Origin of the sequence: Mycobacterium sp. BK086, from assembly GCA_004362315.1 — a bacterium.
Taxonomy (GTDB): domain Bacteria; phylum Actinomycetota; class Actinomycetes; order Mycobacteriales; family Mycobacteriaceae; genus Mycobacterium.
Genome location: SNWL01000004.1, coordinates 73,885 through 100,058, shown reverse-complemented (window position 1 = coordinate 100,058; position 26,174 = coordinate 73,885). Strand labels below are relative to the sequence as shown.

Genomic DNA, 26,174 nt, shown 5'->3' with positions numbered 1-26,174 from the left:
GTGACGAATACCGGACCCCTGGCCGGGGTGAGGATGATCGAGCTGGGTGGGATCGGCCCGGGGCCGCACGCCGGCATGATCCTGGCCGACCTCGGCGCCGACGTGGTGAGGGTGCGCAGGCCCGCCGGTGGACTGACCATGCCCGCCGAGAACATCGATCTGCTACACCGCGGCAAACGAGTGGTGGACCTCGACGTGAAATCCGAACCGGCTGCCCTGCTGGACCTGGCGGCCAAAGCCGATGTGCTGCTGGACTGCTTCCGGCCCGGCACCTGTGAGCGACTCGGCATCGGGCCCGACGACTGCGCTGCGGTCAATCCGCGGCTGATCTTCGCGCGGATGACCGGGTGGGGGCAGGACGGCCCGTTGGCCTCGACCGCCGGCCACGACATCAACTACCTGTCCCAGACCGGTGCATTGAGCGCCATCGGATTCCGCGACCGCCCGCCGGTCGCGCCGCTGAACCTCGTCGCCGACTTCGGTGGCGGCTCGATGCTGGTGGTCCTCGGTATCGTCGCCGCCCTCTACGAACGGGAGAAGTCCGGCCAGGGCCAGGTGATCGACGCCGCCATGGTCGACGGGGTCAGCATCCTGTCGCAGATGATGTGGACGATGAAGGCGACGGGAAGCCTGAAGGACCAGCGCGAGTCCTTCCTGCTCGACGGCGGCGCGCCGTTCTACCGGACCTATGAGACCGCCGACGGCGGATACCTGGCGGTCGGTGCGATCGAACCGCAGTTCTTCGCCCAGTTGCTGAAAGGACTCGGGTTGTCGGCGGACGAGGTACCGGGCCAATCCGACGTCGCCCGCTACCCGCAGATGCGGGAGCAATTCACCGCGGCGTTCGCCAGCAAGACCCGCGACGAGTGGACAGCGGTCTTCGAGGGCACTGACGCCTGCGTCACGCCAGTGCTGAGCTGGGCCGAGGCCGCCTCCAACGAACACCTTTTGGCCCGCCGAACGCTCGTCGACGTCGACGGCACCCGGCAGGCCGCGCCCGCGCCGAGGTTTTCCCGCAGCGCCGCCGGACCCGTCGGAGCGCCGCCACAGGAAACAACTCCACTGGCCGAGATCGGCTGGTAATCGGCGAACTGCGTCAAAGCCGACACGGTCGGCCGTTTCGGTGGTTATGTTTGCTGGTATGGCGGTTCGGGCATCGCGGGAAATCGTGATCGACGCCCCGCCGGAGGCTGTTCTCGACGCGCTCGCCGATGTCGAGTCAGTGCCGACGTGGTCGCCGATTCACAAGCATGCCCATGTCGTGGATCGCTACGACGACGGCAGGCCGCGGCGCGTCAAGGTCACCATCCGCATGCTCGGGTTCCTGGATCACGAGATCCTGGAATACCACTGGGGCCCGGACTGGGTCGTCTGGGACGCCGATCGCACCGTGCAACAGCACGCCCAGCACGTCGAGTACACCCTGCAGCGTGAGGGAGACGCCACGCGCGTCCGCTTCGACGTCACCGTCGAGCCGTCCGCGCCGCTGCCGCAATTCCTGGTGAAGCGGGCCAAGAAGACGGTGCTCGCCGCCGCGACCGAGGGTCTGCGCCGGTTCGTCCTCAACGGCAGAACGTCAGCCGCGCCGGGGTAGATCGGCCGCACCGAGGCGCCGGATCGCCTCGTCGAGGGTGTCGTCGCGTTTGCAGAAAGCGAAGCGCACCAAGTGATTCCACGCCCCGATGTGCGGAGACGACGGGTCGCAGAACGCCGACATCGGGATGGCAGCCACCCCGGCCTTCTCCGGGAGTTCGGCGCAGAACGCGGTGCTGTCGGAGTAGCCCAGCGGTCGCGGGTCTGCGCACAAGAAGTAGGTGCCCGCACTGTCGTGAACCCCGAAGCCCAAGTCCGCCAACGCCGCCGCCAGCCGGTCGCGCTTGGCCTGCAACGAAGCACGCAGCGAGTCCACCCACGCCTCTTCGGCGTTCAGCGCGTAGGCCACCGCGGGCTGGAACGGAGCACCGCCCACATACGTGAGGTACTGCTTGGCGGCGCGCACCCCAGCGATCAAATCCGGAGCGCCACAGGCCCAGCCGATCTTCCAGCCGGTGCAGTTGAACATCTTGGCCGCACTCGAGATCGTCACCGTGCGCTGCGCCATCCCGGGGTAGGCCGCCAGCGGCAGATGCTTCTTGTCGTCGAACACCAGGTGCTCGTAGACCTCGTCGGTGATCACCAGCAGGTCGGCTTCGACGGCCAGTGCCGCCAGGGCCTGAAGGTCGCGATCCGCCAGCACCATGCCCGTGGGGTTGTGCGGTGAGTTGACGATCAGCGCTTTGGTCTTCGGTGTGATCGCGGCCCGGAGCGCCTCGATGTCGAGGGCGAAACCGCGTCCGTCGGGCACCAACGGCACCGCCACCCGCTGGCAGCCGGCCATCGCGACGACGGGGGAGTACGAGTCGTAGAACGGCTCGATCAGCAGCACCTCCGAGCCCGGCTCGACAAGGCCGATGACGGCGGCCGCGATCGCTTCGGTGGCGCCGACGGTCACGATCACCTCGGACTCGGGGTCGTACTCCACGCCGTAGCGCCGCTTGCGCTGACCGGCGATGGCCTCGCGCAGCGGGGCGATGCCCAACCCCGGCGGGTATTGGTTGACGCCCTCGGCGATCGCCTTCTGCGCCGCCTCCAACATGCCGGCCGGGCCGTCCTCGTCGGGGAAACCCTGGCCCAGGTTCACCGCGCCGATGCGCGCGGCCAGCGCCGACATCTCGGCGAAGATGGTGACCGCGTACGGCTGCAGCCGTTGGACCGTCATAGCGCGCGAGCTTAGCGGGACACCGATTATCTGCAGGTTGGTCAATTACCATCGCCCGATGGCTTCACTTCTGCGCTCGGGTGTGGCGGTGATCGTCGCGGTACTGGCGATCGTGCTCGGGCCCGGTATCGCACAGGCCGATCCGTCCGGTTCCGACAGCGGCGTCTACGGCGACCCGGCGGCGGCTGCCCCGTATTGGCAGGCGCAGTCCCTCGAGGACAACTGCGGGGCCATGTCGGTGGCCGATATCGTCGGCCAGCTCACCGGTGACCGGCCGACCGAGGCGCAGGTCCTGATGAAGGCCGAGCAGACGCCCTCGGAGATGAATCCCGGCACCAAGATCTACACGCCCAACACCGGCGGTATCTCGGTCGGCGATCTGCCGGTGCTGTTCAAGCAGTACGGCATCACATCGGTGAACAGCGACACCTCGGGCCCGGAGGCGACCGGCCTGAATGCCCTGGAGAAGTACCTCGGCTCGGGCCGCAAGGTCATCGCCTACGTCAACTCCGCGATCATCTGGGACACCAGCGATCAGCGGACGGCCGCCGATCATTTCGTCGTCGTCACCGGGGTGGACACCAATAAGAACGTCGTCCACCTGAACGACCCGGGCGCCGACGAGGCGAATACCAAGATCCCGGTCGCCACCTTCATGAAGGCCTGGGACACCTCGAACGACGGGATCATCGTTACCGCCGCTTCCTGACCTGAGCGACTGCCCAACCATCCGGTTGGCTGGCCTTGGTAGGCTTCGCGTTCAGAGGACGACCGTCGCACGGATCGTCACACCCAATTCCGAACAGGACCTGGAGAAAACACACATGTCCGAAGAAGCCTTCATCTATGAGGCCATCCGCACCCCGCGCGGTAAGCAACGCGGCGGTTCGCTGAACGAGGTCAAGCCTCTCAACCTGGTCGTCGGGCTGATCAACGAGTTCCGCTCGCGCTTCCCCGACCTCGACGAGAACCTGATCAGCGACGTGATCCTGGGCTGCGTCTCCCCGGTCGGCGATCAGGGCGCCGACATCGCCCGCACCGCCGTGATCGCGGCCGGCATGCCCGACACCGTCGGCGGCGTGCAGCTCAACCGCTTCTGCGCCTCGGGCCTGGAAGCCGTCAACACCGCCGCACAGAAGGTCCGCTCCGGCTGGGACGATCTGGTCATCGCCGGTGGCGTGGAGTCCATGAGCCGCGTCCCGATGGGCGCCGACGGCGGTGCGATGTTCACCGACCCGGCGACCGTGTTCGACAACTTCATCGTTCCGCAGGGCATCGGCGCCGACCTGATCGCCACCATCGAGGGCTTCTCCCGCGAGGATGTGGACCGCTACGCCGAGCAGTCCCAGGAGCGCGCGGCCGCAGCATGGTCCGGCGGCTACTTCGCCAAGTCCGTCGTCCCGGTGAAGGACCAGAACGGCCTGGTCATCCTCGACCACGACGAGCACATGCGCCCCGGCACCACGGTCGAAAGCCTCGGCAAGCTGAAGTCCGCCTTCGAGGGCCTGGCCGCGATGGCCGGCTTCGACGATGTGGCGCTGCAGAAGTACCACTGGGTCGAGAAGATCAACCACGTCCACACCGGTGGCAACAGCTCCGGCATCGTCGACGGCGCCGCGCTGGTGCTGATCGGTAGCGAGGCTGCAGGCAAGTCGCAGGGACTGACGCCGCGGGCCCGCGTCGTGGCCACCGCCACCAGCGGCGCCGACGCCACGATCATGCTGACCGGCCCGACGCCGGCCACCAAGAAGGTGCTCGACCGCGCCGGACTGACGGTCGACGACATCGACCTGTTCGAGCTCAACGAGGCCTTCGCGTCGGTGGTGCTGAAGTTCCAGAAGGACCTGAACATCCCCAACGAGAAGCTGAACGTCAACGGCGGCGCGATCGCGATGGGCCACCCGCTGGGTGCCACCGGCGCCATGATCACCGGCACCATGGTCGACGAGCTCGAGCGCCGCGGCGCCAAGCGCGCGCTCATCACGCTGTGCATCGGCGGCGGCATGGGTGTCGCCACCATCATCGAGAGGGTTTAAGGAAAAGTCATGGCAGAGAACACGATTGCGTGGGACAAGGATGCCGACGGCATCGTCACGCTGACGCTGGACGACCCGACCGGTTCGGCCAACGTGATGAACGAGCACTACAAGGAATCCATGCACAAGGCCGTAGAACGTCTTGTCGCGGAGAAGGATTCGATCACCGGTGTGGTGATCACCAGCGGCAAGAAGACCTTCTTCGCCGGTGGTGACCTCAAGGCCATGATCACCGCGGGTCCGGAGAATGCCGGCGAGATCTTCGCCGAGGTGCAGGACATCAAGGCTGACCTGCGGGTGCTGGAGACCCTGGGCAAGCCCGTCGTGGCCGCCATCAACGGCGCCGCACTCGGCGGTGGCCTGGAGATCGCGCTGGCGTGTCACCACCGGATTGTGGCTGACGTCAAGGGCGTTCAGATCGGCCTGCCCGAGGTGACGCTGGGCCTGCTGCCCGGCGGCGGTGGCGTCGCCCGCATCACGCGGATGCTGGGTATCCAGAACGGCTTCGTGAACGTGCTGTCGCAGGGCACCCGCTTCAAGCCCGCCGCGGCCAAGGACAACGGCCTGGTCGACGAACTCGTGGGCAGCGTCGAGGAATTGGTTCCGGCCGCCAAGGCGTGGATCAAGGCCAACCCGGAATCGTTCACCCAGCCGTGGGATGCCAAGGGCTACAAGATGCCTGGCGGCACCCCCGCCACCCCGGCGCTTGCGGCGATCCTGCCGTCGTTCCCGTCGCTGCTGCGCAAGCAGCTCAAGGGCGCGCCGATGCCGGCCCCGCGGGCCATCCTGGCCGCTGCGGTCGAGGGTGCGCAGGTGGACTTCGAGACCGCGTGCCGCATCGAGAGCCGCTACTTCACCGAGCTGGTCACCGGGCCGATCGCCAAGAACATGATCCAGGCGATCTTCTTCGACCTGCAGACCATCAACTCCGGTGGTTCGCGGCCCGAGGGTATCGGCAAGACCCCGATCACCAAGATCGGCGTGCTGGGCGCGGGCATGATGGGCGCGGGCATCGCCTACGTCTCGGCCAAGGCCGGATTCGACGTTGTGCTCAAGGACGTTTCGCTCGAGGCCGCGCAGAAGGGCAAGAGCTACTCCGAGAAGCTGGAGGCCAAGGCCCTCGAGCGTGGCAAGACCACGGCCGAGAAGTCGGCGGCGCTGCTGGGCCGCATCACCCCGACCGGTGACCCGGCCGATTTCAAGGGTGTGGACTTCGTCATCGAGGCCGTCTTCGAGAACCAGGAACTCAAGCACAAGGTGTTCCAGGAGATCGAGGACATCGTCGAGCCGAATGCCATCCTGGGCTCCAACACCTCGACCATGCCGATCACCGGCCTGGCCAGTGGGGTGAAGCGTCAGGAAGACTTCATCGGGATCCACTTCTTCTCACCGGTCGACAAGATGCCGCTGGTGGAGATCATCAAGGGCGAGAAGACGTCTGACGACGCGCTGGCCCGGGTGTTCGACTACACGCTGGCCATCGGCAAGACCCCGATCGTGGTCAACGACAGCCGCGGCTTCTACACCAGCCGCGTCATCGGCACCTTCGTCAACGAGGCCCTGGCGATGCTCGGTGAGGGTGTCGAACCGGCGTCGATCGAGCACGCTGGCACCCAGGCCGGCTACCCGGCTTCGCCGCTGCAGCTGTCCGATGAGCTGAATCTCGAGCTGATGCACAAGATCGCGCTCGCGACTCGCAAGGGCGTCGAGGACGCCGGTGGCATCTACGAGCCGCACCCGGCCGAGGCCGTCGTCGAGAAGATGATCGAAATCGGGCGTCCCTCACGGCTTTCCGGCGCCGGCTTCTATGAGTACGTCGACGGCAAACGCACCGGCCTGTGGCCGGGGCTGCGGGAGACCTTCAACTCCGGCACCTCGACCCCGCCGTTGCAGGACATGATCGACCGGATGCTGTTCGCCGAAGCGCTGGAAACCCAGAAGTGCTTCGACGAGGGCGTGATCACCTCGACGGCCGATGCCAACATCGGCTCGATCATGGGCATCGGCTTCCCGCCGTGGACCGGTGGTGCCGCCCAGCTGATCGTCGGCTACCCGCACGGTGGCAAGGCCGGGTTCGTGGCGCGGGCCAAGGAACTGGCCGCCAAGTACGGTGATCGGTTCAACCCGCCGGCATCACTGCTGTAACTGTTCTGTACGCGTGGGCCCGGAGAATCGTTGATTCTCCGGGCCTTTCGCGTCAGCCCTCCTGGATCACCTGGTTGGAGTCGTCGAAGTTGGTGACGGCGGGCGAGCCGGTCGCGTAGGTGACGACGTTGTGCTCACCGGACGTGCGGACGCTGTCCGCGGTTTCCAGCGTGACCGAGTTGTCGTCGCCGGAGACCCGCACCTTGCGGCAATGGCCGGTGACGGTGACCGCGTTGTCGTTACCGACGATGTCGATATCGCCGCCCGCGCAGGCATAGGTGCTCATCTGGTCGTTGCCGATGACGTCGACCCCGTGACTCGGTGTGGCGCTGGGCGCGGTGTCGCTCTGGTTCTTCGCCGCGACCGCCACGAACCCGGCCAACGTCAGCCAGCCGATCATCACCACCAGCCAGACGACCATGCCGACCACCAGCCGGGGCCGAAGGCGCCCAACCCAATTGCCGGACTCGTCACGATCCAGGTCGTAGGCGAACGCGGTGACGCACAACGCCCGGCTGGGCTTGCGCGGGTCGGCCAGTACGACTCCGTCGGTGTATTCACGGCCGCGCACGACGATCTCACCGTGATAGCCGTCCAGCCGGTAGCCGACCTTGGTCTTGGTGCTCGGGCCGCTGTAGCGGGGTCGCTGCACGGTCCAACCGCTGGCCACCGGCAGATAGGCGTTGTACCACGTGGTGCCGCTGTAATACGTTCCCCGGGTGAGGGTTTCGGCATTGTCGACGGTCGCCACCTCGCCCCATTTCAGCAGTGCCAGCCGCTGGGCGGCGCCGTAGAGCTGATAGGCGTAGATGGCCACGAGCGCCGCCACCGCAGTGATCGTGAAGGCCAGCGGGAATGCGCCCCAGAGCGCGATCAGCGCGACCGCGATCATGAACATGCCCCAGAGGTACCACCAGCGAAACGGCAACAGCTCGGCGAGCAGGAAGCTGGCGGGTACCCGTCGCGGGGCGGCCGCGAGCCGGGCATCGGACGGCGACATCGGCAGATCGTCACACAGCTGCGAGGCGGCTGTGTGTCGATGAGCTGGGGGTCTGCTGTGAACCCGCGCGCTACGGAGTGCGGCGGAAGCGGACGATGTCCTTCCACCGGGATTGCACGGACCGGTCCAGAACGAACCCGGCCGGCTCGCACAGCTCCCGCAGCTCGGTGACGCTGAGGCGATCGGGATCGGGGAAGGCCTCGTGGAACACCAGCTTGCCGCCGGGTTTGAGCACGACCGCGAGCGAGCGAACGCAAGCCTGCTTGTCCGGCACCTCGCCGATGACTTCGGCGAGGAACGCGGCGTCGAAAGTGCCTGCGGGGAACGGCAATGCCGCACCGGCCTGGCCCGCGGTGTAGCCGACATCATGGTGGCCGGCCGCCTCCAGCTTGCGTCGGGCCTTCGCCAGCATCTGCGGTTGGATGTCGAAGAGGTCCAGCTGTCCCGAGCCCAGGCGCCCGGCCAGCTCGACACTGAAAAAGCCTGGGCCCGGTCCAATTTCGAGGACACGCTCGGTACCGGTCAGCTCGATCACGTCGATGGTCTGGGCCGGGTTCTCCATTCTTCTGCGCAGCGGATTGTCCAGCAGCGCCGCGGCCTGATGGGGATACGGGAAGGTGCCGATGCCGGCGCGGGCGCGCCGCAGCATCGTGTCGAGGATGGTTGTCGGCATTCGCACTCCTAAGTTAGGTAACCCTAACTATGGCCCACGCGGCGTCTCCTGTCAGAGCCACGGTTAGCGTGGGGCCCGTGAGCGATGCCGCCGCGACGATCAGCAGCACACTGGCTGCCAGCCTGGCTGGATACGGCTCCGCGCCGTGCATCGAGTTCGGCGGCCGCTGGTACACCGGCGACGAGATCGCCGCCTATGCCGACGGCATCGAGGAGGCACTGCGTGCGGCCGGCGTCGCCGATGGTGCGGCGGTGGGGGTGGTGGCCCGAAATCGGCCACCGCACGCGGCGGCCGTGGTGGGCTTGCTCGGTGCGGGCCGGTGGGTGTCGATGATCTATTCGTTTCAGTCGCCGGAGGCGATCGGGCGCGATATCGAAGCGCTGGAGCTGGCCGCGGTGGTCGCCGATTCCGAGGACTGGACCGAGCCGGCGATCGCGGCGGCGCAACGCGTGGGCACGGCGGGTATCGCGGTGTCGCTGAAACCGCCCACCGTGGAACTCGTTTCCGGACTCGAGCGGGTGTCGGACCGGCTGCGCGCGGCCGGCCGGGACGGCTCGACCGGTCTTCAGGTGCTCACCAGCGGGACGACCGGACCGCCCAAACGGCATGTCATCCCCGCGTCGGTGCTGGAGCACACGGTGGCCAGCGTGGCGATCGGGGGTGCCCGCGCCGACGATCCGCCCGAGCTGATGTATTGGCCGCTCGGTGGTATCGGCGGGGTATGCCAGGTGATCACCGGCGCCTACCTCGGTAAGCGGATCGCCCTGCTGGAGAAGTTCAGCGTTGCCGAATGGGTGCGGGTGGTGAAGACCTACGGCATCGCCCGGTGCGGCCTGCAGCCTGCGGCGGTGCGGATGCTGCTCGACGCCGATCTGCCGCGCGAGGACCTGGCATCGCTCGAGTACGTGATCAGTGCGGCCGGCCCGCTGGATTCCGAGACCCGGGATGCCTTCGAGGAACGCTACGGTGTGCCGGTGCTGTTAGCGTACGGCGCAACGGAATTCGCCGGTTCGGTGTGCACATGGACCCCCGAGCTCTACCGTGAGTTCGGTGCCGTCAAGCGGGCGAGTTCGGGACGTGTCATGCCGAACACCGAGGTGCGCATCATCGACCCGCAGACCGGTGACGAGGTGCCTGTCGGCGAGCACGGCGTGCTGGAAGCCAGGATCGCGGCCATCGGGCCGGACTGGATCCGCACCAACGACCTCGCCGCCATCGACGTCGACGGCTTCATCACGCTGCACGGCCGCGCCGACGGAGCGATCAACCGCGGCGGATTCAAGGTGCTGCCGGAGGCCGTCCGCCGGGTGCTCGTCTCGCATCCGTCGGTACGCGATGCCGCGGTGGTCGGCGTGCCCGATGCCCGGCTGGGCGAGGTGCCGTTCGCGGCCGTGGAAGCGATCGCGGGGTGTCCGGCCCCCGACCCGGCCGAGCTTGTCGGTATGGTTCGCGATGCGCTGCCCAAGCACTGCGTGCCGGTCGCCGTGGTGGTCGTCGACGAGTTGCCACGAAACCCGTCGCTGAAGGTCGCCCTTCGGGAAGTGGCCGCGATGTACGCCGGCGGCACGTCGTAGCCGACACCCCCTGTCAGGTCATTGCCAGGGCAGCGGCGCAAGCGCCGGCCGCCGGCGTTGAGGCCGATGCCTGCCGCCGACTAAGCGCCGCAAAGTCGCAAATCCGCTATGCGGACTTTTGTTGCATCATGAGCTGCGACAAACGTAGAGCCAGACGGGATTGGCAAACATCGATGCGTCACGTGCGTTGCCAATTCGAGACCTCAGTTGCTGGGTGAATAGCCCTGTTGCTGCGTTGGTGCATGATTTGCCGTCGTCAAAGATTCGGGTAAGTGCTTCTGATCTCGACATTTGTCAAAATCGGATAACTGGACAACCGTCCGGAATGCATTTGCCTAGCCGTCGAAAAATTTTTGCTGAATTGATGCATCTCAGGTTGTTCTCAGCTATATTTTCCTTTGTTGCAGCCTTACGCCAGGGGATATGAGGAGGCAAGGGGGAGCATTGGCCCCTCCCAGACGGGAGGGGCCGATTGCCGTCCAGGGCGCGGGTTCTTCGGGCAAACCGGGGAAGTCGCGCCCTTTGCGTATCACCATTGCGGGCATGGCCGACCTCTGTCACCTGCCCGCGCATGAGCTCGTCCGCCTGATGACCACCGGCGCCGTGTCCTGCCGCGAGGTTCTCGACGCCCATCTGGCCCGCATCGATGCCGTCAATCCCGGTCTCAACGCACTGGTTGCCGCGGCTGACCCGAAGGCGCTGCGGCGGTCCGCCGACGAGGCCGACCAGCGGGTTGCCCGGGGCGAACCGGTCGGCCGGGCACATGGGCTGCCGGTGGTGGTCAAGGACGTGATGCTGGTGTCCGGACTGGTGTGCTCGGGAGGCAGCCCCGCGCTGCAGGCGGTTGCCGACCGGGACGCGACCGTGGTGTCCCGGCTCCGCGTGGAAGGCGCGATCGTGCTGGGCATGACCAATGTGCCGGAGATGGGACGTGGCGGTGAGTCCAACAACAATCTGTATGGGCGCACCAACAATCCGTTCGATCCCGCCCGGACCCCGGGCGGTAGCAGCGGCGGCTCGGCCGCCCTCATCAGTGCCGGCGGGGCGGCGTTGAGCGTGGGCTCAGACGGCGGTGGCAGCATCCGCCAGCCGTCGCACAACTGCGGTATCGCGGGCCTCAAGCCGACGCACGGGCGCATTCCCCGGACGGGCAGTGTGTTCGGCGACGCCCCGGGAATCTTCAGTCCCTTCAACTGCTATGGGCCACTGGCCCGTTCGGTCGCCGACCTGGCGCTGGGGCTGTCCATCATGAGCGGACCGGATCTCGGCGACCCGTATGCGGCAGCCGCGCCGGTCGACGATCCCGGCGACGTGGACGTCGCCTCGCTTCGGGTCGCGGCCTATCTCGTCGACGGCATCTCCGAGCCGGAGGCCCAGGTCGCCGCCGTCGTCACCGCGGCAGCACAGGCGATCGCCGACAGCGGCGCGGCCGTCCGCTGGGATCAGCCCGACTGTCTGGACCGGACCATCGAATTGCTCTGGAAATCGGTGTTTCTCGGCGGTGACCGGGGCCAGGGCTTCGAGGCCGACCTAGTCGCCATCGGCGCCACCGATCCCTCCGAAGAGCTGGCCGAGTTTCTGCGGCAGGCCCGCGATGTCGAGTTCACGTTGACTGAAGCCAGGAATCGGCTGGTCGATATCGATACGTTCCGACTCGACATGCTGGCCTTCATGGCCGACTACGACGTGATCATCGGACCGGCCATGCCCGGCCCGGCCAAGCCGCACCACCACGGGCTGGTGGAGATCAGCGACTTCTCCCACCTGATGGCACACAACCTCACCGGCTGGCCCGCCGTCGTCGTCCGGTGCGGAACGTCGCCGGAAGGGCTGCCGATCGGGGTCCAGATCGCGGCCCGGCCATGGCAGGACGCCACGGCCCTGGCGGTGGCCGCGCATCTCGAGGCGGCCCTCGGCGGATGGCGCCCGCCGCCGTAGAGTCGGCGCTATGCGATTCGGACTCTTCATTCCCCAGGGTTGGCGATTGGATCTGGTCGGCATCCCCACTGAAAACCACTGGCAGGTAATGCGTGATCTCGCCGATCACGCCGACGCGGGCCCGTGGGACTCGCTGTGGGTCTACGACCATTTCCACACCGTGCCGATGCCCACCGACGAAGCCACCCACGAGGCGTGGACCCTGATGGCCGCCTATGCCGCGAGCACCTCGCGGATCAAGCTCGGCCAGATGTGCACCGCGATGAGTTACCGCAATCCCGTCTACCTCGCCAAGGTCGCGGCGACCACCGACATCATCTCCGGCGGCCGCGTGCAGATGGGTATCGGCGGCGGCTGGTACGAGCACGAGTGGCGTGCCTACGGCTACGGGTTCCCCTCCGCGGGTGTGCGGCTGGCCCGGCTCGACGAGGGCGTGCAGATCATGCGCGACGCGTGGCGGGACGGCAAGGTGAGTTTCGCCGGCAAGGAGTATCAGGTCGACGGCGCAATCGTGGCGCCCAAGCCGTTGCAGGAGAAAGGAATTCCGCTGTGGATCGCGGGCGGCGGCGAGAAGGTGACGCTCAAGATCGCGGCGAAGTATGCGCAGTACACCAACTTCACCTCTGAGCCCGAGGGCTTCGAGCACAAGTCGAAGGTGCTCGCCGAGCACTGTCGGACGGTGGGCACCGACTTCGATTCGATCGTCCGCTCGGCCAATGTCAACGCGATCATCGGCACCTCGGCCGACGACGTCGCGCAGCGGGTCAAGCGGGTGCGCGACCGGCTGGCCGGCCACTGCGGGGACGCTGCGGCTGACGCGATGATGGCGAACGCCACCGGGCCGGGCTCTGCCGCGGGTACGCCCGAGCAGGTGGTCGCGAGCCTGACAGCGCTGCGCGACCTGGGCTGCGAGTACGCGATTCTGTACTTCCCGGAGGCTGCCTACGACCGATCCGGTATCGAGCTGTTCGAGCGTGAGGTGCTGCCCGCGCTCACGTGAAAAGGGCGTGCATTCAGATGAGAATGCGGTTTCCATCTCTTGCCAAGGGTGTTGTACGATCCGGTCACCGACTTGGAAGGATGCCGCTATGCAAAAGGCCCTGGCGCCCGAAATCTCCACTTGGCCGGAGGAGAACCCGCAGCTGATCGGCAGCGAATGCGCGAGCTGTTCGGCCGTGGTCTTTCCCAGTCAGGACCGCTGCCCGCATTGCAGTGCGGCCGGTATGAGCGAGGTCAAGCTGCCTCGGCGCGGCACCCTGGTGGCCTGGACCACCCAGGGCTTCCCGCCGGGAGCGCCCTACATCGGCCCCACGGGTAAGGACTTCGTCCCGTTCGGTGTCGGCCTGGTGCAGCTGGACGACGTGGTGCGCGTCGAGGGCCGGCTCACCGAGAACGACCCGGAAAAGCTGAAGTGGGGCATGGACGTCGAGCTCACGATGATCCCGTTCGCCACTGACGCCGAGGGCAACGAGGTCGTCACCTTCGCCTTCGCACCTGTGGGGGCCTGAGCATGAGTAACGACGTCGCGATAATCGGTGTCGGCCTGCACCCGTTCGGCCGGTTCGAGAAGACCGCCATGGAGATGGGTGCCGAGGCAATCGCGCTGGCGCTCAAGGACTCCGGCGCGGAGTGGAAAGACATCCAGTTCGGTTTCGGTGGCAGCTACGAGGTGTCGAACCCTGACGCGGTGACCCGACTGGTCGGCCTCACCGGCATCACGTTCACCAACGTCTTCAACGCCTGTGCCACCGCCGCCAGCGCGATCCAGCAGACCGCCGACACCATTCGGCTCGGCAAGTACGACATCGGTATCGCGGTCGGCCTGGACAAGCACCCGCGCGGGGCGTTCACCGACGACCCGGCGAAACTGGCTCTGCCGCAGTGGTATGCGCAGAACGGTCAGTTCGTCACCACCAAGTTCTTCGGTATCAAGGCCAACCGGTACATCCACGATCACGGCATCTCCGAGGAGACGCTGGCGCGGGTGGCCAACAAGAACTTCCGCAACGGCGTGCTGAACCCGAATGCGTTCCGCCGCAAGGAGATCTCCGTCGAGGAGATCATGGCCTCGCCGGTGCTGAACTACCCGCTGCGGCAGTACATGTTCTGCGCCCCCGACGAGGGTGCCGCGGCGGTCATCATGTGCCGCGCCGAGATCGCCCATCGGTTCACCGACAAGCCGGTGTACGTGCGGGCCAGCGAGATTCGCACCCGGACGTTTGGCGCCTACGAGGTGCACGGCACGTCGGCACCGCTGGATGAGGATGTGTCGCCGACCGTCTACGCCGCCAAGGCTGCCTACGAGGCGGCCGGGATCGGGCCCGAGGACGTCGACATCGCGCAGCTGCAGGACACTGACGCCGGCGCCGAGATCATCCACATGGCCGAAACCGGTCTGTGCGCCGACGGCGAGCAGGAGAAACTGCTGGCCGATGGTGCCACCGAAATCCACGGCTCGTTGCCGATCAACACCGACGGCGGACTGATCGCCAACGGCGAGCCGATCGGCGCGTCGGGCCTGCGGCAGATGCACGAGCTGGTGCGTCAGCTGCGCGGTGAGGCAGGGGAGCGTCAGGTGCCGGGTAACCCGCGCATCGGGCTGGCCCAGGTTTACGGTGCGCCCGGAACCGCCTCGGCGACAATCCTTTCGCTCTAGACGTTGGTCTCCTGGCCCAGGAATCCCTGGGCGGCCTGAATCAGGACGAGCACCTCGATCAGGCCGGCCGTGGTGACCAGCCCGGCGGCGGCTGCGATCGGCAAGCCGATCGCATTGACCAGTCCGTTGATCACGTCGCCGGACAGCGCTTGGGCAATCCCGCCGAGGAACAGGTTGATTCCGTAGGCCGGCAGCATCGTGACGATCGCGTTGACGATGTCCACCGTCGGCAGCACGGCTGCATACAGCGCCGCGGTGGAATTGGAGATGTTGTAGGCGATGTCGGTGGTCAGCGTCTGCAGCGTCGAGATGATCCCCGTCGGGGTGGGCAGGACGGGCGCCGGTCCCGGGGTCGGGAGCTTCAGCGCGGCGAGCTCTTGCCACATGATTCCGCCGGGGCTGACGTCGGTCACGAAATCCTGGACACCCTGTTCGATGCCCGCGAGAAACTGCTGAACAACGCTGCCCCAGTTGACATCCGGCAGAATACCGAACGTCGTCTGCTGGTTGGCGAATCCCTCGTTGGACCAGCCGTACTGCGGGTCGCCATAGCCCAGGTTGACGATGACCTTCAGTGCCGGCTGCAGAAGATCGGCGATCGGGTTGCCGATCACCGGGATCAGGCGCAGCGGCTCCAGTAGCGGCAGGTTCTCGGTCGGGATGATGTAGTACTTCTGCGTCGGGTCCGTGGTGGGCAAGGCGATGGCCGTGTCGACCTGCTGTTGGGTGAGTTGGGCGTATTTGGTGTGGACGAAGATGATGCCCATGCCGGCGTTGAGCACCGACAGGACATTGAGCGGGTAGCGCGGGAAGTCGGCGAATCCGTCGTACTCGAGGGTGTAGTTCGTTGTAGGGAAGGCATTTTCGGGTGTCGCACCGTAGAAGGGCAGCCCGAGGCTCGGTAGGTTCAGGCCGGGGAATCGCGAGAGCATTCCGCCGTTGGGGTTCATCTCGTTGCCGACCAGGACGAAGTTCACCGGAGTGTCCGCGGGCAGCTGACTCATGATCAGCGACGAGATGATGGCGCTCTGCGAGTAGCCGAACACGGTGGCGGTGTTGCCCGCCGCGACCTGTTCGGCGATGGCCGCGGCGAGGATGTCGATGCCTTGCTGCACAGAGACGTTCAGCGGCAGGCTCTTGACGCCGGTGATCGGGTAGAGCCCTTCGGGGGTGTCGAGCTGAAACGGGATCGAGCCGGGGTAGCTCGGGCTGATGTAGAGATTGAAAACGCTCTGGATGTACGTCGGCTTCGGGATCGGAACACCGCTGGGCCCCATGATCAGTGCGGTGTTCTGGGCGGCGAGCGTCTGGACGGAGCCCTCCGCGGCGAGCGATACCCCGGCGGCCGGGCGCGCCGAGAGGCCCGTGTCGCGCCGGCTGTAGGCCAGCGCCGCCAACTCCACCGATGCGTCGGCAGGGGGTGCCTCGGGTGCTGACGGGTCCGCGGCGGCTGACTTGGCGGTGGCCACGGAGGTGACGGACTGCGCCCGCACCGTCGTGGTCGGACGGGTGCGCGCCGACGTCGCTTTGGGCGCCGACTTCTTCGGGCCGGTGGTGGACGTGGCGTCGTTCGGCGTCGAGCGGGCGGATGTCGCATGCGACGAGTCGCCCGGGCCGGCGCTGTCGGCCCAGGCCACCGCTCCGCTGAATGCCGCCGCGCCGACCCCCAGCGCAACCGCCAACCCGCCAACCCGACCGATGAAGCCTGCTGCCCTCACGAACGCCCCTTTGTCACCCGACCACGTGTTGTGGCGAAGACTAGCGGGTCCGTCAATAGTTCGCTGTCACATTTGTTTCCCGAGCCCGGCGTTCACCTAATCGCGAGGTGAACTTTTGCTGCCCGGCAGGGGTGGCAACGTCAGATCGCAGGCCCGAGCAGGTCGTCGGCGTCCTGGATGATGTAGCCGTAGCCCTGCTCGGCCAGGAAGCGTTGCCGATGTGCGGCGTACTCGGCGTCCAGGCTGTCGCGGGAGACCACGGAGTAGAACACCGCGCCGCCGCCGTCGTGTTTGGGGCGAAGCAGCCGGCCCAGCCGCTGCGCCTCTTCCTGCCGTGAGCCAAACGTTCCCGAAACCTGAACGGCCACTGAGGCTTCCGGAAGATCGATGGAGAAGTTCGCCACCTTGGACACGACCAACGTCTTGATCTCGCCCCGCCGGAACGCGTCGAACAGCTCCTCGCGCTCGGCGTTCTTGGTCGAGCCCTGGATCACCGGTGCATTGAGCTCGGTGCCCAGTTCGTCGAGCTGGTCGAGGTAGGCGCCGATCACCAGCGTCGGCTCGTCTGGGTGTTTGGCCAGAATCGATTTCACCACCGCGATCTTGGAATGCGCCGTCGAGCACAGCTTGTAGCGCTCCTCGGGTTCGGCGACCGCGTACAGCATCCGCTCGTTGTCGGTCATCGTGACGCGAACCTCGATGCACTCCGCAGGCGCGATCCAGCCCTGAGCTTCGATGTCCTTCCACGGCGCGTCGTAGCGCTTGGGGCCGATCAGGCTGAAGACGTCGCCCTCGCGGCCGTCCTCGCGGATCAGTGTCGCGGTGAGACCGAGCCGGCGACGCGACTGCAGGTCGGCCGTCATCCGGAACACCGGTGCGGGCAGCAGGTGCACCTCGTCGTAGATGATCAGGCCCCAGTCGCGGCTGTCGAACAGCTCCAGATGCCGGTACTCGCCCTTGGTACGCCGGGTGATCACCTGATAGGTCGCGATGGTGACCGGCCGAATCTCCTTGCGCTCGCCCGAATACTCGCCGATCTCCTCTTCGGTCAGCGATGTCCGGGCGATCAGCTCGCGCTTCCACTGCCGCCCCGCCACCGTGTTGGTGACCAGGATCAGCGTCGTCGCCCCGGCCTTGGCCATCGCGGCCGCACCGACCAGTGTCTTGCCCGCCCCGCAGGGCAGCACGACAACACCTGAGCCGCCGTCCCAGAACGAGTCGGCCGCCATCTGCTGGTAGTCGCGGAGCTCCCAGCCGTCTTGCTGAAGGTCGATCGGGTGGGCCTCGCCGTTGACGTAACCCGCCAGGTCCTCGGCCGGCCAGCCGATCTTGAGCAGCATCTGCTTGACCCGGCCACGCTCGCTGGGGTGGACCACCACGGTGTCGTCGTCGATGCGGGCGCCCAGCATCGGGGCGATCTTCTTGTTGCGCAGGACCTCTTCGAGGACCGCCCGATCGAGGCTGACCAGGGTGAGACCTTGCGTCGGATGCTTGACCAGCTGCAGGCGCCCGTAGCGGGCCATCGTGTCGACGATGTCGACGAGTAGCGGCTGCGGCACGGCATAGCGGGAGAAGCTGACCAGCGCGTCGACCACCTGCTCGGCGTCGTGGCCGGCGGCGCGGGCGTTCCACAACGCCAGGGGAGTGATGCGGTAGGTGTGGATGTGCTCGGGCGCGCGCTCCAGCTCCGCGAACGGGGCGATCGCGGCCCTGGCCGCACCGGCCAGTTCGTGGTCGACCTCCAGCAGCACCGTCTTGTCGGACTGCACGATCAAGGGGCCTTCAGAACTCATAACGCTCCATTATCCAGCGTCGGCCGACATCACCGACGTCACGCGATGTACCGCGAACTCGCGCGGGCGGCCCTGCGTGGGATCCCAGGCCAGCAGCTGCCCGCCGCTCACTGTGAGTGGGCGCACCACCCGCTGGGTGGCCACGCCCGCGGCATCGACATAACCGATGACGACGTCCTTCTGTTCCATGGCGGCCTGCTGCAGCAGCGCCATCGACACCGCGGGATCCAGGCGGACGTTGGCGAACGGAGTGGTGGAGGCCATCCGGCGAAGCACTGAGACCACCGACGCCAGTGTCTCGTGGCTGGGCTTGGGCAGTGCGCGGAACAGGCGCCGGTGTTGTGGGGTGGACACTCGCGCGCCGCGCTGACGCAGATCGACGATCGCTCCGGAGGAATCCTCGGCGGCCGGCGCGAAGCCCGCCGCCCGCAGCGCGGCGAGCAGCTCACCGATCGGTGCCTGGGACACCGCCACCGTCGGTGCCAGCAACCGCACCTCGAGATGCTCGAGAGCCTGCGCCGCCACCGCGTTGGCGAGCAGCGTCGGGTCCTCGCAGCGCAGGAACGACGATGCCATGCCGACGCGCAGCTGCCCGTGCCGACGGGCCACATCGTTGATCAAGTACGTCAAACCTTGGGGGACAGACGTTTTCGAATGCCGATCGAAGAACGCGTGCAGCGCGCCCGCGGTACGGCCGGTGTCCAGTGCGTGCCGGATCGACGCTTCGCTGACCCGGTAGACCATCGCCGCACCCGCGGATTCCACTGACGCCACCGCCGCGAGCTCGTCGGCAAGGTCGCGTTGCAGCGGCCCGGGAACCACCACGGTCAGGTCGGCCTGGACCAGGAAGTGGTCGATCGGCGCGGGCAGGACCTTGTCCATCGCGTCGGCGCCGGCGTCCTCGTCGCCGGCCAGCAGCACCCGTGCCGGTGTACTCAAGGCGCCGCGGCCGACCAGGCCCAGGGTGTGCGCCTCGTCGAGCAGATGTGCGACGGGCTCCGGCTGCAGCCGCGCCGCCCACCGGGGCCGTCGCCAGATCAACGCCTGTGAGGCGTGCAGCGCATCCACACCCGAACCGGGCGGCAGGTCGGCCAGCAGGTCCAACAGCAGTCGCCGGTCCAGCGGCGCGGCCGTGGAGTACAACGAATCAGACAGTGCCGCATAGGGTTTACCGTCCGGACCGCGGCTGCCGATGAGGCCGGGGCGTGATGGTAGCTCCAGCCAGGTGGTGGCCAGCAGGTGCCAGCGCGCCGCGGTGGGCGTCTCGAGGAACCGGTCGGCTGCAACCGTCGGTGTCCAATACGGGCCCGAGCCGTCCGGCGGCTCGGGATCGGGTGTGCCGCTGGCGATCAGGCCGGCCGCCGAACTGATCTCGAGCACCAGCCCGAGGCGTTGTTCGTCGATCCCGGTGAGCTTGCTCAGCCGCTTGGCCTCGCGCACCCCGAGGCCTCCGCTGCGCAGCTCGGGAACCGGTGCGGCAGAGAGGGTTTCGATAATCAGCTCGATCTCGCGGATCAGGTCCAGCAGGGCGCCGGCCGCGGCGGCGTCGACGTCGGCGACGGTGGTGGTGCTTGCCACCGGGTCGGGCGCGCGCAGATGTACCGGGCCGGGTTCCTCACCGCGCAGGACCTGACCGACCTGACGCGGCAGGATCACCGTCTCGGCGTCCAGCTGGCGCAACAGACCGGCCGCCAGCAGCCTGGGCACCGGCCGGTCGGCCGGCGCTCCCGGCGCGGCATCGCGGGTGCGGCCCACCGGCGAGCCCGACAGCAGTCGCTCCAGTAGTTCGGTCTGGGGCTCGTCGAGCGCATCGATGGCCGCCGAGATCTCCGCCCCCGTGCGAGAGGAGTCCTCGAGGATGGCCTGCCCGGGATACCAGGGCAGCCCGGACGCGGCCTCGGCCGACACCCGCACCCCGGTGTCGTCGCCCCACGCCAGGGCGCGCTCGCGCAGATCGTCCAGCGCGACCAGCACCGACTGCTCGTCCGCGCGCTCACCGATGAGGGACACCAGCTTGGCCGCCGGCACCGCCGTGACGTCGGCATGCAGCACCAGCAGCCCGTCCAGAACCGCGAGCCGCAGGAAGTCCAGCTCGTCGGTGGCGGCCTTGACCGACTGCCGGGCCACCGCCCGGGCGGCCAGGGCCGCAATGCTGCCCGGCGCGGGTTGGGCGAGATCCGGCCGCAGCTCCAACAGGCGGATCAGCCGCTCGTCGGGCAGATCGGCCAGCCAGGCGCCCAGCGGCAGGGACGGTTCACTCATTGTTGACCAGCGTAAAACAGCCGCCTGTGTGCACAAGCCGGCCGTGGGAATGTCAGAATGTTGCCGTGGCTGAGAAGAAGACTAGGTATGTCGACAACGGCTGGCCGACCACCGATCCCGACGACCACGCCGTGAGCGAGCTGGCCGCCGACCGGGTCGGCGCGCTGTCCCCGTTCGGCGACGTCACGTTCCCGCTGGATGCCGCCGAGCTGCCGTACCTGCACCCGGTCACCGTCGTCAACAAGTAACCGGTGACCAGCGGACCGCAGCCCCGCCTCTCGCACCTTGACGAGCACGGTGCGGCGCGCATGGTCGATGTCACCGAGAAGGCCGCCACCACGCGCACCGCGGTGGCGGCAGGCACCGTTCACACCACCGCCGAGGTGGTCACCCTCATCGCGTCCGGCGGTCTGCCCAAGGGCGATGCTCTGGCCACCGCCCGGGTGGCCGGAATCCTGGCCGCCAAACGCACCAGTGACCTCATCCCGCTGTGTCATCACCTCGCATTGACCGGGGTCGACATCGACTTCGCGATCGGCGAGGCCGAAGTGGGTGTCACGGCATCGGTGCGCACCACCGATCGCACCGGTGTCGAGATGGAGGCGCTGACCGCCGTCAGCGTCGCGGCCCTGACCGTCTACGACATGATCAAGGCCGTCGACCCCGCCGCCCGCATCGAGAACATCCGGGTGCTGCGCAAGGAGGGCGGCAAGACCGGCCTCTGGGTGCGCCAGACGTGAGCCGATCCGCCCGGGTCGTGATCGCGTCCACTCGGGCCGCGACGGGTGTCTACGAAGACAAGACCGGCCCCATCATCGTCGCCTGGCTCGCGGATCGTGGCTTCAGCGTCGGTGACCCGATCGTGGTGGTCGACGGCGCCGCGGTCGGGGACGCCCTGCGCTCGGCGATCGACGCCGAGTCCGATGTCGTGATCACCTCCGGCGGGACCGGGATCTCGCCGACCGACGCCACCCCTGAGGAGACGCTCGGCGTCCTCGACTACCAGATCCCCGGGCTGGCCGACGCCATCCGCCGGTCGGGCCTGCCGAAGGTGCCGACGTCGGTGCTCTCCCGTGGCGTGTGCGGCGTCGCGGGGCGCACGCTGGTGGTCAACCTGCCTGGGTCCACCGGCGGGGTACGTGACGGCCTTTCGGTGCTTGCCGACGTTCTCGACCACGCATTGGACCAGCTGTCCGGAGGAGATCACCGCTCATGACACGCATCCTGCGGGCCGCGCTCACCGACGGCCCCATCTCGCTGACCGAACACGAGGAGCTCGTCGCCAGCGACGCCGCCGGTGCGGTGGTCGGGTTCTCCGGGGTGGTGCGCAACCACGACGGCGGTCGTGACGTGGTGCGGCTGGAGTACTCCGCACACCCGCAGGCCGAACAGACGCTCTTTGAAGCGCTCGCTGAGGTGGCGGCTCAATCCACCGGCGTGCGGGCGATCGCGGCCAGCCATCGGGTCGGCACACTGCACATCGGGGATGCCGCCCTGGTGGCCGCCGTGGCGGCCGACCACCGCGGGGCGGCGTTCAAGGCGTGCGAGTTGCTCGTCGATACCGTCAAAGCGCGGCTACCGGTGTGGAAGCACCAGTTCTTCGCCGACGGAACCGACGAATGGGTGAACTCGGCCTGAGCTGACTACTGCGCGGGTGCCGGGGCGGGAGCGTCCGGTGCCAGGATCGGCGCCGGAGCACCGGGAGCAGGCAGCGGCGCGTTCGGATCGGCACCCGGTCCCGGCGGCGTACCCATGCTCGGGTCGTTGGTCACCGGGGTGTTCAGCGGACGCTGGGTCAGAGCCAGAAGCGCGTCGCCACGGCTGACCTGCTGGGTCTGGACCGCATGCCACAGTTCCTTGAGGTACGTGACGTTCGGGCCGTCCTGCGGGCCTTCGGGCTGGTCGCTGGTTCCCGGCGGCAGGTTTTCCGGGCTCGTCAGGTGCGGGATGCCGTCGGGCAGCTGCGCGGCGGGGCCGGCGGCGACCACATCGGCGCCCGGAGCGGGTGCCGCGGCGGGATCGGCCGGGGCGGGCGCCGGCGGCAGGACCGGGGGAACCGCCGGATCGGCCGGGTCGCCCGGGGCCTGCGGCAGGAAGTGGATCGACGACGCCTGCACCGTGACGGTCTGCTCGTCGGGGAGTGCGGGCGCGTCGGGGGCGGGCACCTGAAGAGCGGCGTCGACGACGGGCTCGGCGGCCGGCGGGGCGATCTCCTGCGAGACCGCGACGACGTCGGGCTGTGGGGCCGGCGGCAGATCGGCCGGGGCTGGGGCCAGATCGGCCGGGGCCGGGGGCAGATCCTGCGGGGCCGGTGCCAGATCCTGGGGAGCCGGCGGGAGGTCCTGCGGGGCCGGCGGGAGATCAACCGGAGCCGGGGCCAGATCCTGCGGAGCGGGCGGCAAGTCTTGCGGAGCGGGCGGCAGGTCGGCGGGAGCGTCCGGAGCCGGAGCGTCGGGTGCCGGCGCGTCGAACGCGGCGGCTTCGACCGGCAGTGCGTCCGGAGCGGGCTCGCTCACCACGTTGCGCGGCGTCGCGCCCGACAGGCCACGACCGCACACCGGCCACGCACCGCGGCCCTGGCTGGCCAGGACGCGCTCGGCGATGGCGATCTGCTGGTCTTTGGTGGCCTGGTTCGCGGCTGAGGCGTACTGGCCGCCACCGTGCGCGGCCCACGTGCCGGGGGAGAACTGCAGACCACCCTGGTAGCCGTTGCCGGTGTTGATGGCCCAGTTGCCGCCGGACTCGCAGCGGGCTACCTGATCCCATTCGGCATCGGGAGCCGCTTGAGCCTGGCCTGCGAAGGCGATGCTGCCGCCTCCGATGACCGCACCCGTAACCGCGATCTTGGCGACACTGACAGACGATGAAGTGGGCTTGCGATGCCGTCCACTCATATGGCGATGTATTCCTCTCGTCAATGCGCCTGCGAGGTCAGCTGTCGGGTTCGGGCTGGAGAGGTCGCCCGGCCGTCGTCGTCTCTGGTGGAAACGATCTCGGCTTCACCCCAAGGAATCGCGAGCGATCCCTGGTCCTAACTCGGTGGACCGGTGGGTCCCCCGCCTCCATCCATGGTTTTCGTTGGTCTCTTCGCTCCTTGGATGGAGCTAAGCGCTAGAAGCGAAGAGGGTCTTTCCCCGGGGGGAGGGGTTGACCTGGCAGAGACGCTAACCGCAAGCGAGAGTGCCGTCACCTTTTGCAAATTCGGGCGTTTCTGCTAGTGGCAAACCTTAAAAAAGCTTAAAGCCCCATGACATTTCGGCGTTCGCCCAGGTAATTCCGGCGGTAAAACTGGCGGTGGCCATCTCGTTACCTGATCGTGATGTGACGTAAATCACGATCATCCGCCAGCGAAAGGGGGAAGCACGTCGAGCGTTTGGCCGTTCAGCAGCTCGGCGCCCTGATTTCGGACCGCGATCCCGTCGCACAGATACGAACACCGTTGTAACACCCGTGCCAATTCGTCACTGCGGCAACATAGTTCGCTCACCACATCGGCGACTGTCGCACCCTGGCGCACGCTGAGCAGATCGGAGTCCGCGCCGGCCGCGGCGCGGGCCGCAGCGAAGAAACGCACAGTTACTTCCATCTCAGCCACCGATGGCGCTCATCGGCCGTTGCGGCTGAACGAATCCCGGGTCGTTGATGCCGTGTCCGGCGGCCTTGCGCCACATCGCGGAGCGCCAGGCCAATTCCAGCGCGTCGTCGTCGGCGCCACCCCGCAGCAGCGCCCGCAGGTCGGTTTCGTCGGCGGCGAACAGGCAGTTCCTGATCTGGCCGTCGGCGGTCATGCGGGTGCGGTCGCAGGCCGAGCAGAACGCATGCGACACCGACGCGATGATGCCGACCGTGGCCGGCCCGCCGTTGACCTGCCAGAGCTGAGCTGGAGCCGATCCACGTGGCGTCGGGTCGGTGGTCAGATCGAAGCGCGCGGCCAGTGCCGCGAAGATCTCGTCGGCGCTCAGGCTGGCGTCTCTGCTCCACAGGTGGCCGGCGTCCAGCGGCATCTGCTCGATGATGCGCAGTTGGTAGCCGTAGCGCAGGCAGTACTCCAGCAGTTCGACGGCATCCGACAGCCCGCTGACGGGGTCCAGGACGGCATTGACCTTCACCGGTCCCAAGCCGGCGGCGGCCGCGGCGGACAGGCCGTCCAGAACATCGGTGAGCCGGTCACGGCGGGTGATGGCGGCGAAGTGCGCGGCGTCGAGGCTGTCCAGTGAGACGTTCACCCGATCCAGTCCCGCGTCGGCGAGAGCCTGGGCCCGCCGGGCCAGGCCCACCCCGTTGGTGGTCAGCGCGATCTCGGGGCGGGGGCGCAGCGCGGCCACCGCGGCCACAACATCCTCGAGCCCCCGGTAGAGCAGCGGCTCCCCGCCGGTGAAGCGGACGCTGTCGATTCCGAGCCGGGTGACGGCCAGCGTCAGCAGCCGGACCAGCTCGTCGCGGCTCAGCAGCTCGTCACCGGGCAGCCAGTCCAGGCCCTCGGCTGGCATGCAATAGGTACAGCGCAGATTGCACCGGTCGGTCAGTGAGACCCGCAGGTCCGTCGCGACTCGGCCGAAGGTGTCGACCATCGGGCCGCTGCGGGGCATGTCGGCCGAAAGGACTTCGGCGTCGCGACGGATCGCAGGCAGGCCGAGCGAGGTCATCGTCATGCCGCCACCCGAGGCTGGCCGGCGGGGACGATCTCTTTGCCGAGTGGCACCAGCGAGACCGGAATGAGCTTGAGATTGGCCAGCGCCAGCGGGATACCGATGATCGTGACGGCCATCGCGGCCGCGCTGACGACATGGCCGATCGCCAGCCAGATTCCGAAGAGCAGCACCCAGATGACATTGCCCACGAGGGCGCCCGGGCGAGGACCCGGCTTGTCGACGATGGTCCGCCCGAAGGGCCACAGGGCGTAGTTCGCGATCCGCAGCGCGGCGAAGCCGAACGGAATCGTGATGATCAAGAGGAAGCTGATGAGCGCGGCCAGCAGGTAGCCGAGGGCAAGCCAGAGCCCGCCGAACAGCAACCAGACGACGTTCAAGATCAGGCGCATGTCCCCTCCAGCGGTTTGCCCAGCCTACAGAACTAAACAGGGGTGCTGAGCACACCTGTTCCCGAGTAGGATCACCGACGCGCGTCCTGCACCGGCGGGACGCTTCGTCATGTTGTCACGAACCCGTTAGACAAGCAGGTGAGACCAGTGCCGACCGGCAAGGTGAAGTGGTACGACGCCGAGAAGGGATTCGGCTTCCTGTCCCAGGAGGACGGCGAGGACGTCTATGTCCGTGCGTCGGCACTGCCCGAGGGGGTCGAGGGTCTCAAAGCCGGCCAGAAGGTCGAATTCGGTGTTGCCTCGGGGCGGCGCGGCCCGCAGGCGTTGAGCGTCAAGCTGATCGACCCGCCGCCGAGCCTGACGCGGACGCGGCGCGAGGCCACCCCCGTCGAGCGCAAACACACCCCCGACGAGCTGCACGGCATGGTCGAGGACATGATCACGCTGCTCGAGGGCGCGGTGCAGCCCGAGCTGCGCAAGGGCCGCTACCCGGATCGCAAGGTGGCCCGGCGGGTTTCGGAAGTGGTCAAGGCCGTCGCCCGGGAGCTCGACGCCTAGCTTCCGGCGCGCAAGACTGGAC

At 67.8% G+C, this 26,174-nt stretch carries 25 protein-coding genes and 1 riboswitch; of the genes, 15 read left to right on the top strand and 10 right to left on the bottom strand.

Translation table 11 applies throughout. The features are described from left to right. Both EV580_RS11090 and EV580_RS11085 read left to right on the top strand, forming a co-directional pair. Entirely contained in the window at nucleotides 1-1,083 is a 1,083-nt protein-coding gene (locus tag EV580_RS11090; protein ID WP_133691238.1) for a CaiB/BaiF CoA transferase family protein, read from the top strand. Between the two features lie 58 nt (nucleotides 1,084-1,141). Beyond that, a complete protein-coding gene (locus tag EV580_RS11085) occupies nucleotides 1,142-1,594 on the top strand; it encodes an SRPBCC family protein (protein ID WP_166654667.1) in 453 nt (150 codons plus the stop codon). Here EV580_RS11085 and EV580_RS11080 read toward each other — a convergent pair. Further along, nucleotides 1,577-2,758 carry a pyridoxal phosphate-dependent aminotransferase gene (locus EV580_RS11080; RefSeq protein ID WP_133691237.1) on the bottom strand — a complete coding sequence of 394 codons (1,182 nt, stop codon included), beginning with the start codon at nucleotides 2,756-2,758 and terminating at the stop codon, nucleotides 1,577-1,579. The two genes, EV580_RS11085 and EV580_RS11080, sit on opposite strands and share 18 nt — an antisense overlap. 58 nt (nucleotides 2,759-2,816) lie before the next feature. Here EV580_RS11080 and EV580_RS11075 point away from each other — a divergent pair, with 58 nt between their 5' ends. The 3 genes from EV580_RS11075 (at nucleotide 2,817) to EV580_RS11065 (ending at nucleotide 6,939) form a co-directional block, all read left to right on the top strand. Continuing rightward, on the top strand, nucleotides 2,817-3,467 hold the full coding sequence (locus tag EV580_RS11075; protein WP_133691236.1) for a C39 family peptidase: 651 nt from the start codon (nucleotides 2,817-2,819) through the stop codon (nucleotides 3,465-3,467). 115 nt (nucleotides 3,468-3,582) lie between these two features. Next, nucleotides 3,583-4,794: an acetyl-CoA C-acetyltransferase gene (locus EV580_RS11070; protein ID WP_133691235.1), complete on the top strand. Its 1,212-nt coding sequence runs from the start codon at nucleotides 3,583-3,585 to the stop codon at nucleotides 4,792-4,794. Nucleotides 4,795-4,803: 9 nt separating this feature from the next. Then, nucleotides 4,804-6,939 carry a 3-hydroxyacyl-CoA dehydrogenase NAD-binding domain-containing protein gene (locus EV580_RS11065; RefSeq protein ID WP_133691234.1) on the top strand — a complete coding sequence of 712 codons (2,136 nt, stop codon included), beginning with the start codon at nucleotides 4,804-4,806 and terminating at the stop codon, nucleotides 6,937-6,939. A 52-nt stretch (nucleotides 6,940-6,991) separates the two neighbouring features. On the opposite strand, the gene EV580_RS11060 is transcribed toward EV580_RS11065, so the two are convergent. Further along, a complete protein-coding gene (locus EV580_RS11060; RefSeq protein WP_133691233.1) occupies nucleotides 6,992-7,939 on the bottom strand; it encodes a DUF3060 domain-containing protein in 948 nt (315 codons plus the stop codon). A 70-nt stretch (nucleotides 7,940-8,009) separates the two neighbouring features. Beyond that, nucleotides 8,010-8,612, bottom strand: a complete 603-nt coding sequence (locus EV580_RS11055; protein ID WP_133691232.1) for a class I SAM-dependent methyltransferase — start codon at nucleotides 8,610-8,612, stop codon at nucleotides 8,010-8,012. 77 nt (nucleotides 8,613-8,689) lie between these two features. On the opposite strand from EV580_RS11055, the gene EV580_RS11050 reads away from it, so the two are divergent. From EV580_RS11050 to EV580_RS11030, 5 genes are all read left to right on the top strand, one after another. Continuing rightward, entirely contained in the window at nucleotides 8,690-10,186 is a 1,497-nt protein-coding gene (locus tag EV580_RS11050; protein ID WP_286171541.1) for a class I adenylate-forming enzyme family protein, read from the top strand. A 543-nt stretch (nucleotides 10,187-10,729) separates the two neighbouring features. Beyond that, nucleotides 10,730-12,124, top strand: coding sequence for an amidase (locus EV580_RS11045; RefSeq protein ID WP_133691230.1), 1,395 nt, complete (start codon nucleotides 10,730-10,732; stop codon nucleotides 12,122-12,124). A gap of 10 nt (nucleotides 12,125-12,134) precedes the next feature. Further along, complete coding sequence (locus tag EV580_RS11040; RefSeq protein ID WP_133691229.1) at nucleotides 12,135-13,124, top strand: LLM class F420-dependent oxidoreductase; 990 nt, start codon at nucleotides 12,135-12,137, stop codon at nucleotides 13,122-13,124. Between the two features lie 88 nt (nucleotides 13,125-13,212). Then, complete coding sequence (locus tag EV580_RS11035; RefSeq protein ID WP_133691228.1) at nucleotides 13,213-13,632, top strand: Zn-ribbon domain-containing OB-fold protein; 420 nt, start codon at nucleotides 13,213-13,215, stop codon at nucleotides 13,630-13,632. Between the two features lie 2 nt (nucleotides 13,633-13,634). Then, a complete protein-coding gene (locus EV580_RS11030) occupies nucleotides 13,635-14,780 on the top strand; it encodes a thiolase family protein (protein ID WP_133691227.1) in 1,146 nt (381 codons plus the stop codon). Here EV580_RS11030 and EV580_RS11025 read toward each other — a convergent pair. The 3 genes from EV580_RS11025 to EV580_RS11015 all read right to left on the bottom strand — a co-directional run bounded on the left by EV580_RS11025 (nucleotide 14,777) and on the right by EV580_RS11015 (nucleotide 20,553). Then, the gene (locus EV580_RS11025; RefSeq protein ID WP_133691226.1) at nucleotides 14,777-16,498 is read right to left on the bottom strand and encodes a PE-PPE domain-containing protein; all 1,722 of its coding nucleotides are present in this window, start codon (nucleotides 16,496-16,498) and stop codon (nucleotides 14,777-14,779) included. The two genes, EV580_RS11030 and EV580_RS11025, sit on opposite strands and share 4 nt — an antisense overlap. A 140-nt stretch (nucleotides 16,499-16,638) precedes the next feature. Next, nucleotides 16,639-18,291 carry a DNA repair helicase XPB gene (locus tag EV580_RS11020; protein WP_133691225.1) on the bottom strand — a complete coding sequence of 551 codons (1,653 nt, stop codon included), beginning with the start codon at nucleotides 18,289-18,291 and terminating at the stop codon, nucleotides 16,639-16,641. Between the two features lie 9 nt (nucleotides 18,292-18,300). Continuing rightward, nucleotides 18,301-20,553 (bottom strand): helicase-associated domain-containing protein, encoded by a 2,253-nt coding sequence (locus EV580_RS11015; protein WP_133691224.1) that lies wholly within the window; start codon nucleotides 20,551-20,553, stop codon nucleotides 18,301-18,303. Nucleotides 20,554-20,618: 65 nt separating this feature from the next. Here EV580_RS11015 and EV580_RS11010 point away from each other — a divergent pair, with 65 nt between their 5' ends. From EV580_RS11010 to EV580_RS10995, 4 genes are read left to right on the top strand one after another with little or no spacing between them, the layout of a single operon-like run. Next, on the top strand, nucleotides 20,619-20,801 hold the full coding sequence (locus tag EV580_RS11010; RefSeq protein ID WP_208114601.1) for a hypothetical protein: 183 nt from the start codon (nucleotides 20,619-20,621) through the stop codon (nucleotides 20,799-20,801). A gap of 60 nt (nucleotides 20,802-20,861) precedes the next feature. Further along, complete coding sequence (moaC, locus tag EV580_RS11005) at nucleotides 20,862-21,293, top strand: cyclic pyranopterin monophosphate synthase MoaC (protein WP_183518001.1); 432 nt, start codon at nucleotides 20,862-20,864, stop codon at nucleotides 21,291-21,293. Next, nucleotides 21,290-21,769, top strand: a complete 480-nt coding sequence (locus tag EV580_RS11000; protein ID WP_166654666.1) for a MogA/MoaB family molybdenum cofactor biosynthesis protein — start codon at nucleotides 21,290-21,292, stop codon at nucleotides 21,767-21,769. The genes moaC and EV580_RS11000 overlap by 4 nt, the downstream gene beginning before the upstream one ends. After that, nucleotides 21,766-22,191: a molybdenum cofactor biosynthesis protein MoaE gene (locus EV580_RS10995; protein WP_133691221.1), complete on the top strand. Its 426-nt coding sequence runs from the start codon at nucleotides 21,766-21,768 to the stop codon at nucleotides 22,189-22,191. The genes EV580_RS11000 and EV580_RS10995 overlap by 4 nt, the downstream gene beginning before the upstream one ends. 5 nt (nucleotides 22,192-22,196) lie before the next feature. Here EV580_RS10995 and EV580_RS10990 read toward each other — a convergent pair whose 3' ends face one another. From EV580_RS10990 to EV580_RS10975, 4 genes are all read right to left on the bottom strand, one after another. After that, complete coding sequence (locus EV580_RS10990; protein ID WP_133691220.1) at nucleotides 22,197-23,447, bottom strand: transglycosylase family protein; 1,251 nt, start codon at nucleotides 23,445-23,447, stop codon at nucleotides 22,197-22,199. A 9-nt stretch (nucleotides 23,448-23,456) separates the two neighbouring features. Continuing rightward, a riboswitch (cyclic di-AMP (ydaO/yuaA leader) is annotated at nucleotides 23,457-23,644 on the bottom strand. A gap of 246 nt (nucleotides 23,645-23,890) precedes the next feature. Then, nucleotides 23,891-24,139, bottom strand: a complete 249-nt coding sequence (locus EV580_RS10985; RefSeq protein WP_133691219.1) for a MoaD/ThiS family protein — start codon at nucleotides 24,137-24,139, stop codon at nucleotides 23,891-23,893. Between the two features lies 1 nt (nucleotide 24,140). Further along, a complete protein-coding gene (gene moaA, locus EV580_RS10980; protein ID WP_133691218.1) occupies nucleotides 24,141-25,205 on the bottom strand; it encodes a GTP 3',8-cyclase MoaA in 1,065 nt (354 codons plus the stop codon). Then, on the bottom strand, nucleotides 25,202-25,594 hold the full coding sequence (locus EV580_RS10975) for a YccF domain-containing protein (protein ID WP_133691217.1): 393 nt from the start codon (nucleotides 25,592-25,594) through the stop codon (nucleotides 25,202-25,204). Before EV580_RS10975 ends, moaA begins: the two co-directional genes overlap by 4 nt. Before the next feature lie 147 nt (nucleotides 25,595-25,741). On the opposite strand from EV580_RS10975, the gene EV580_RS10970 reads away from it, so the two are divergent. Continuing rightward, a complete protein-coding gene (locus EV580_RS10970) occupies nucleotides 25,742-26,152 on the top strand; it encodes a cold-shock protein (protein WP_108052128.1) in 411 nt (136 codons plus the stop codon). Nucleotides 26,153-26,174 lie beyond the last annotated feature (22 nt).

Bases quoted from the DNA above. Each gene is read 5' to 3' on its own strand.
- EV580_RS11085 (WP_166654667.1), top strand. From the start codon at position 1,142: ATGGCGGTTCGGGCATCGCGGGAAATCGTGATCGACGCCCCGCCGGAG.
- EV580_RS11080 (WP_133691237.1), bottom strand. From the start codon at position 2,758: ATGACGGTCCAACGGCTGCAGCCGTACGCGGTCACCATCTTCGCCGAG.
- EV580_RS11075 (WP_133691236.1), top strand. From the start codon at position 2,817: ATGGCTTCACTTCTGCGCTCGGGTGTGGCGGTGATCGTCGCGGTACTG.
- EV580_RS11070 (WP_133691235.1), top strand. From the start codon at position 3,583: ATGTCCGAAGAAGCCTTCATCTATGAGGCCATCCGCACCCCGCGCGGT.
- EV580_RS11065 (WP_133691234.1), top strand. From the start codon at position 4,804: ATGGCAGAGAACACGATTGCGTGGGACAAGGATGCCGACGGCATCGTC.
- EV580_RS11060 (WP_133691233.1), bottom strand. From the start codon at position 7,939: ATGTCGCCGTCCGATGCCCGGCTCGCGGCCGCCCCGCGACGGGTACCC.
- EV580_RS11055 (WP_133691232.1), bottom strand. From the start codon at position 8,612: ATGCCGACAACCATCCTCGACACGATGCTGCGGCGCGCCCGCGCCGGC.
- EV580_RS11045 (WP_133691230.1), top strand. From the start codon at position 10,730: ATGGCCGACCTCTGTCACCTGCCCGCGCATGAGCTCGTCCGCCTGATG.
- EV580_RS11040 (WP_133691229.1), top strand. From the start codon at position 12,135: ATGCGATTCGGACTCTTCATTCCCCAGGGTTGGCGATTGGATCTGGTC.
- EV580_RS11035 (WP_133691228.1), top strand. From the start codon at position 13,213: ATGCAAAAGGCCCTGGCGCCCGAAATCTCCACTTGGCCGGAGGAGAAC.
- EV580_RS11030 (WP_133691227.1), top strand. From the start codon at position 13,635: ATGAGTAACGACGTCGCGATAATCGGTGTCGGCCTGCACCCGTTCGGC.
- EV580_RS11020 (WP_133691225.1), bottom strand. From the start codon at position 18,291: ATGAGTTCTGAAGGCCCCTTGATCGTGCAGTCCGACAAGACGGTGCTG.
- EV580_RS11015 (WP_133691224.1), bottom strand. From the start codon at position 20,553: ATGAGTGAACCGTCCCTGCCGCTGGGCGCCTGGCTGGCCGATCTGCCC.
- moaC (WP_183518001.1), top strand. From the start codon at position 20,862: ATGGTCGATGTCACCGAGAAGGCCGCCACCACGCGCACCGCGGTGGCG.
- EV580_RS10995 (WP_133691221.1), top strand. From the start codon at position 21,766: ATGACACGCATCCTGCGGGCCGCGCTCACCGACGGCCCCATCTCGCTG.
- EV580_RS10990 (WP_133691220.1), bottom strand. From the start codon at position 23,447: ATGAGTGGACGGCATCGCAAGCCCACTTCATCGTCTGTCAGTGTCGCC.
- EV580_RS10985 (WP_133691219.1), bottom strand. From the start codon at position 24,139: ATGGAAGTAACTGTGCGTTTCTTCGCTGCGGCCCGCGCCGCGGCCGGC.
- moaA (WP_133691218.1), bottom strand. From the start codon at position 25,205: ATGACGATGACCTCGCTCGGCCTGCCTGCGATCCGTCGCGACGCCGAA.
- EV580_RS10975 (WP_133691217.1), bottom strand. From the start codon at position 25,594: ATGCGCCTGATCTTGAACGTCGTCTGGTTGCTGTTCGGCGGGCTCTGG.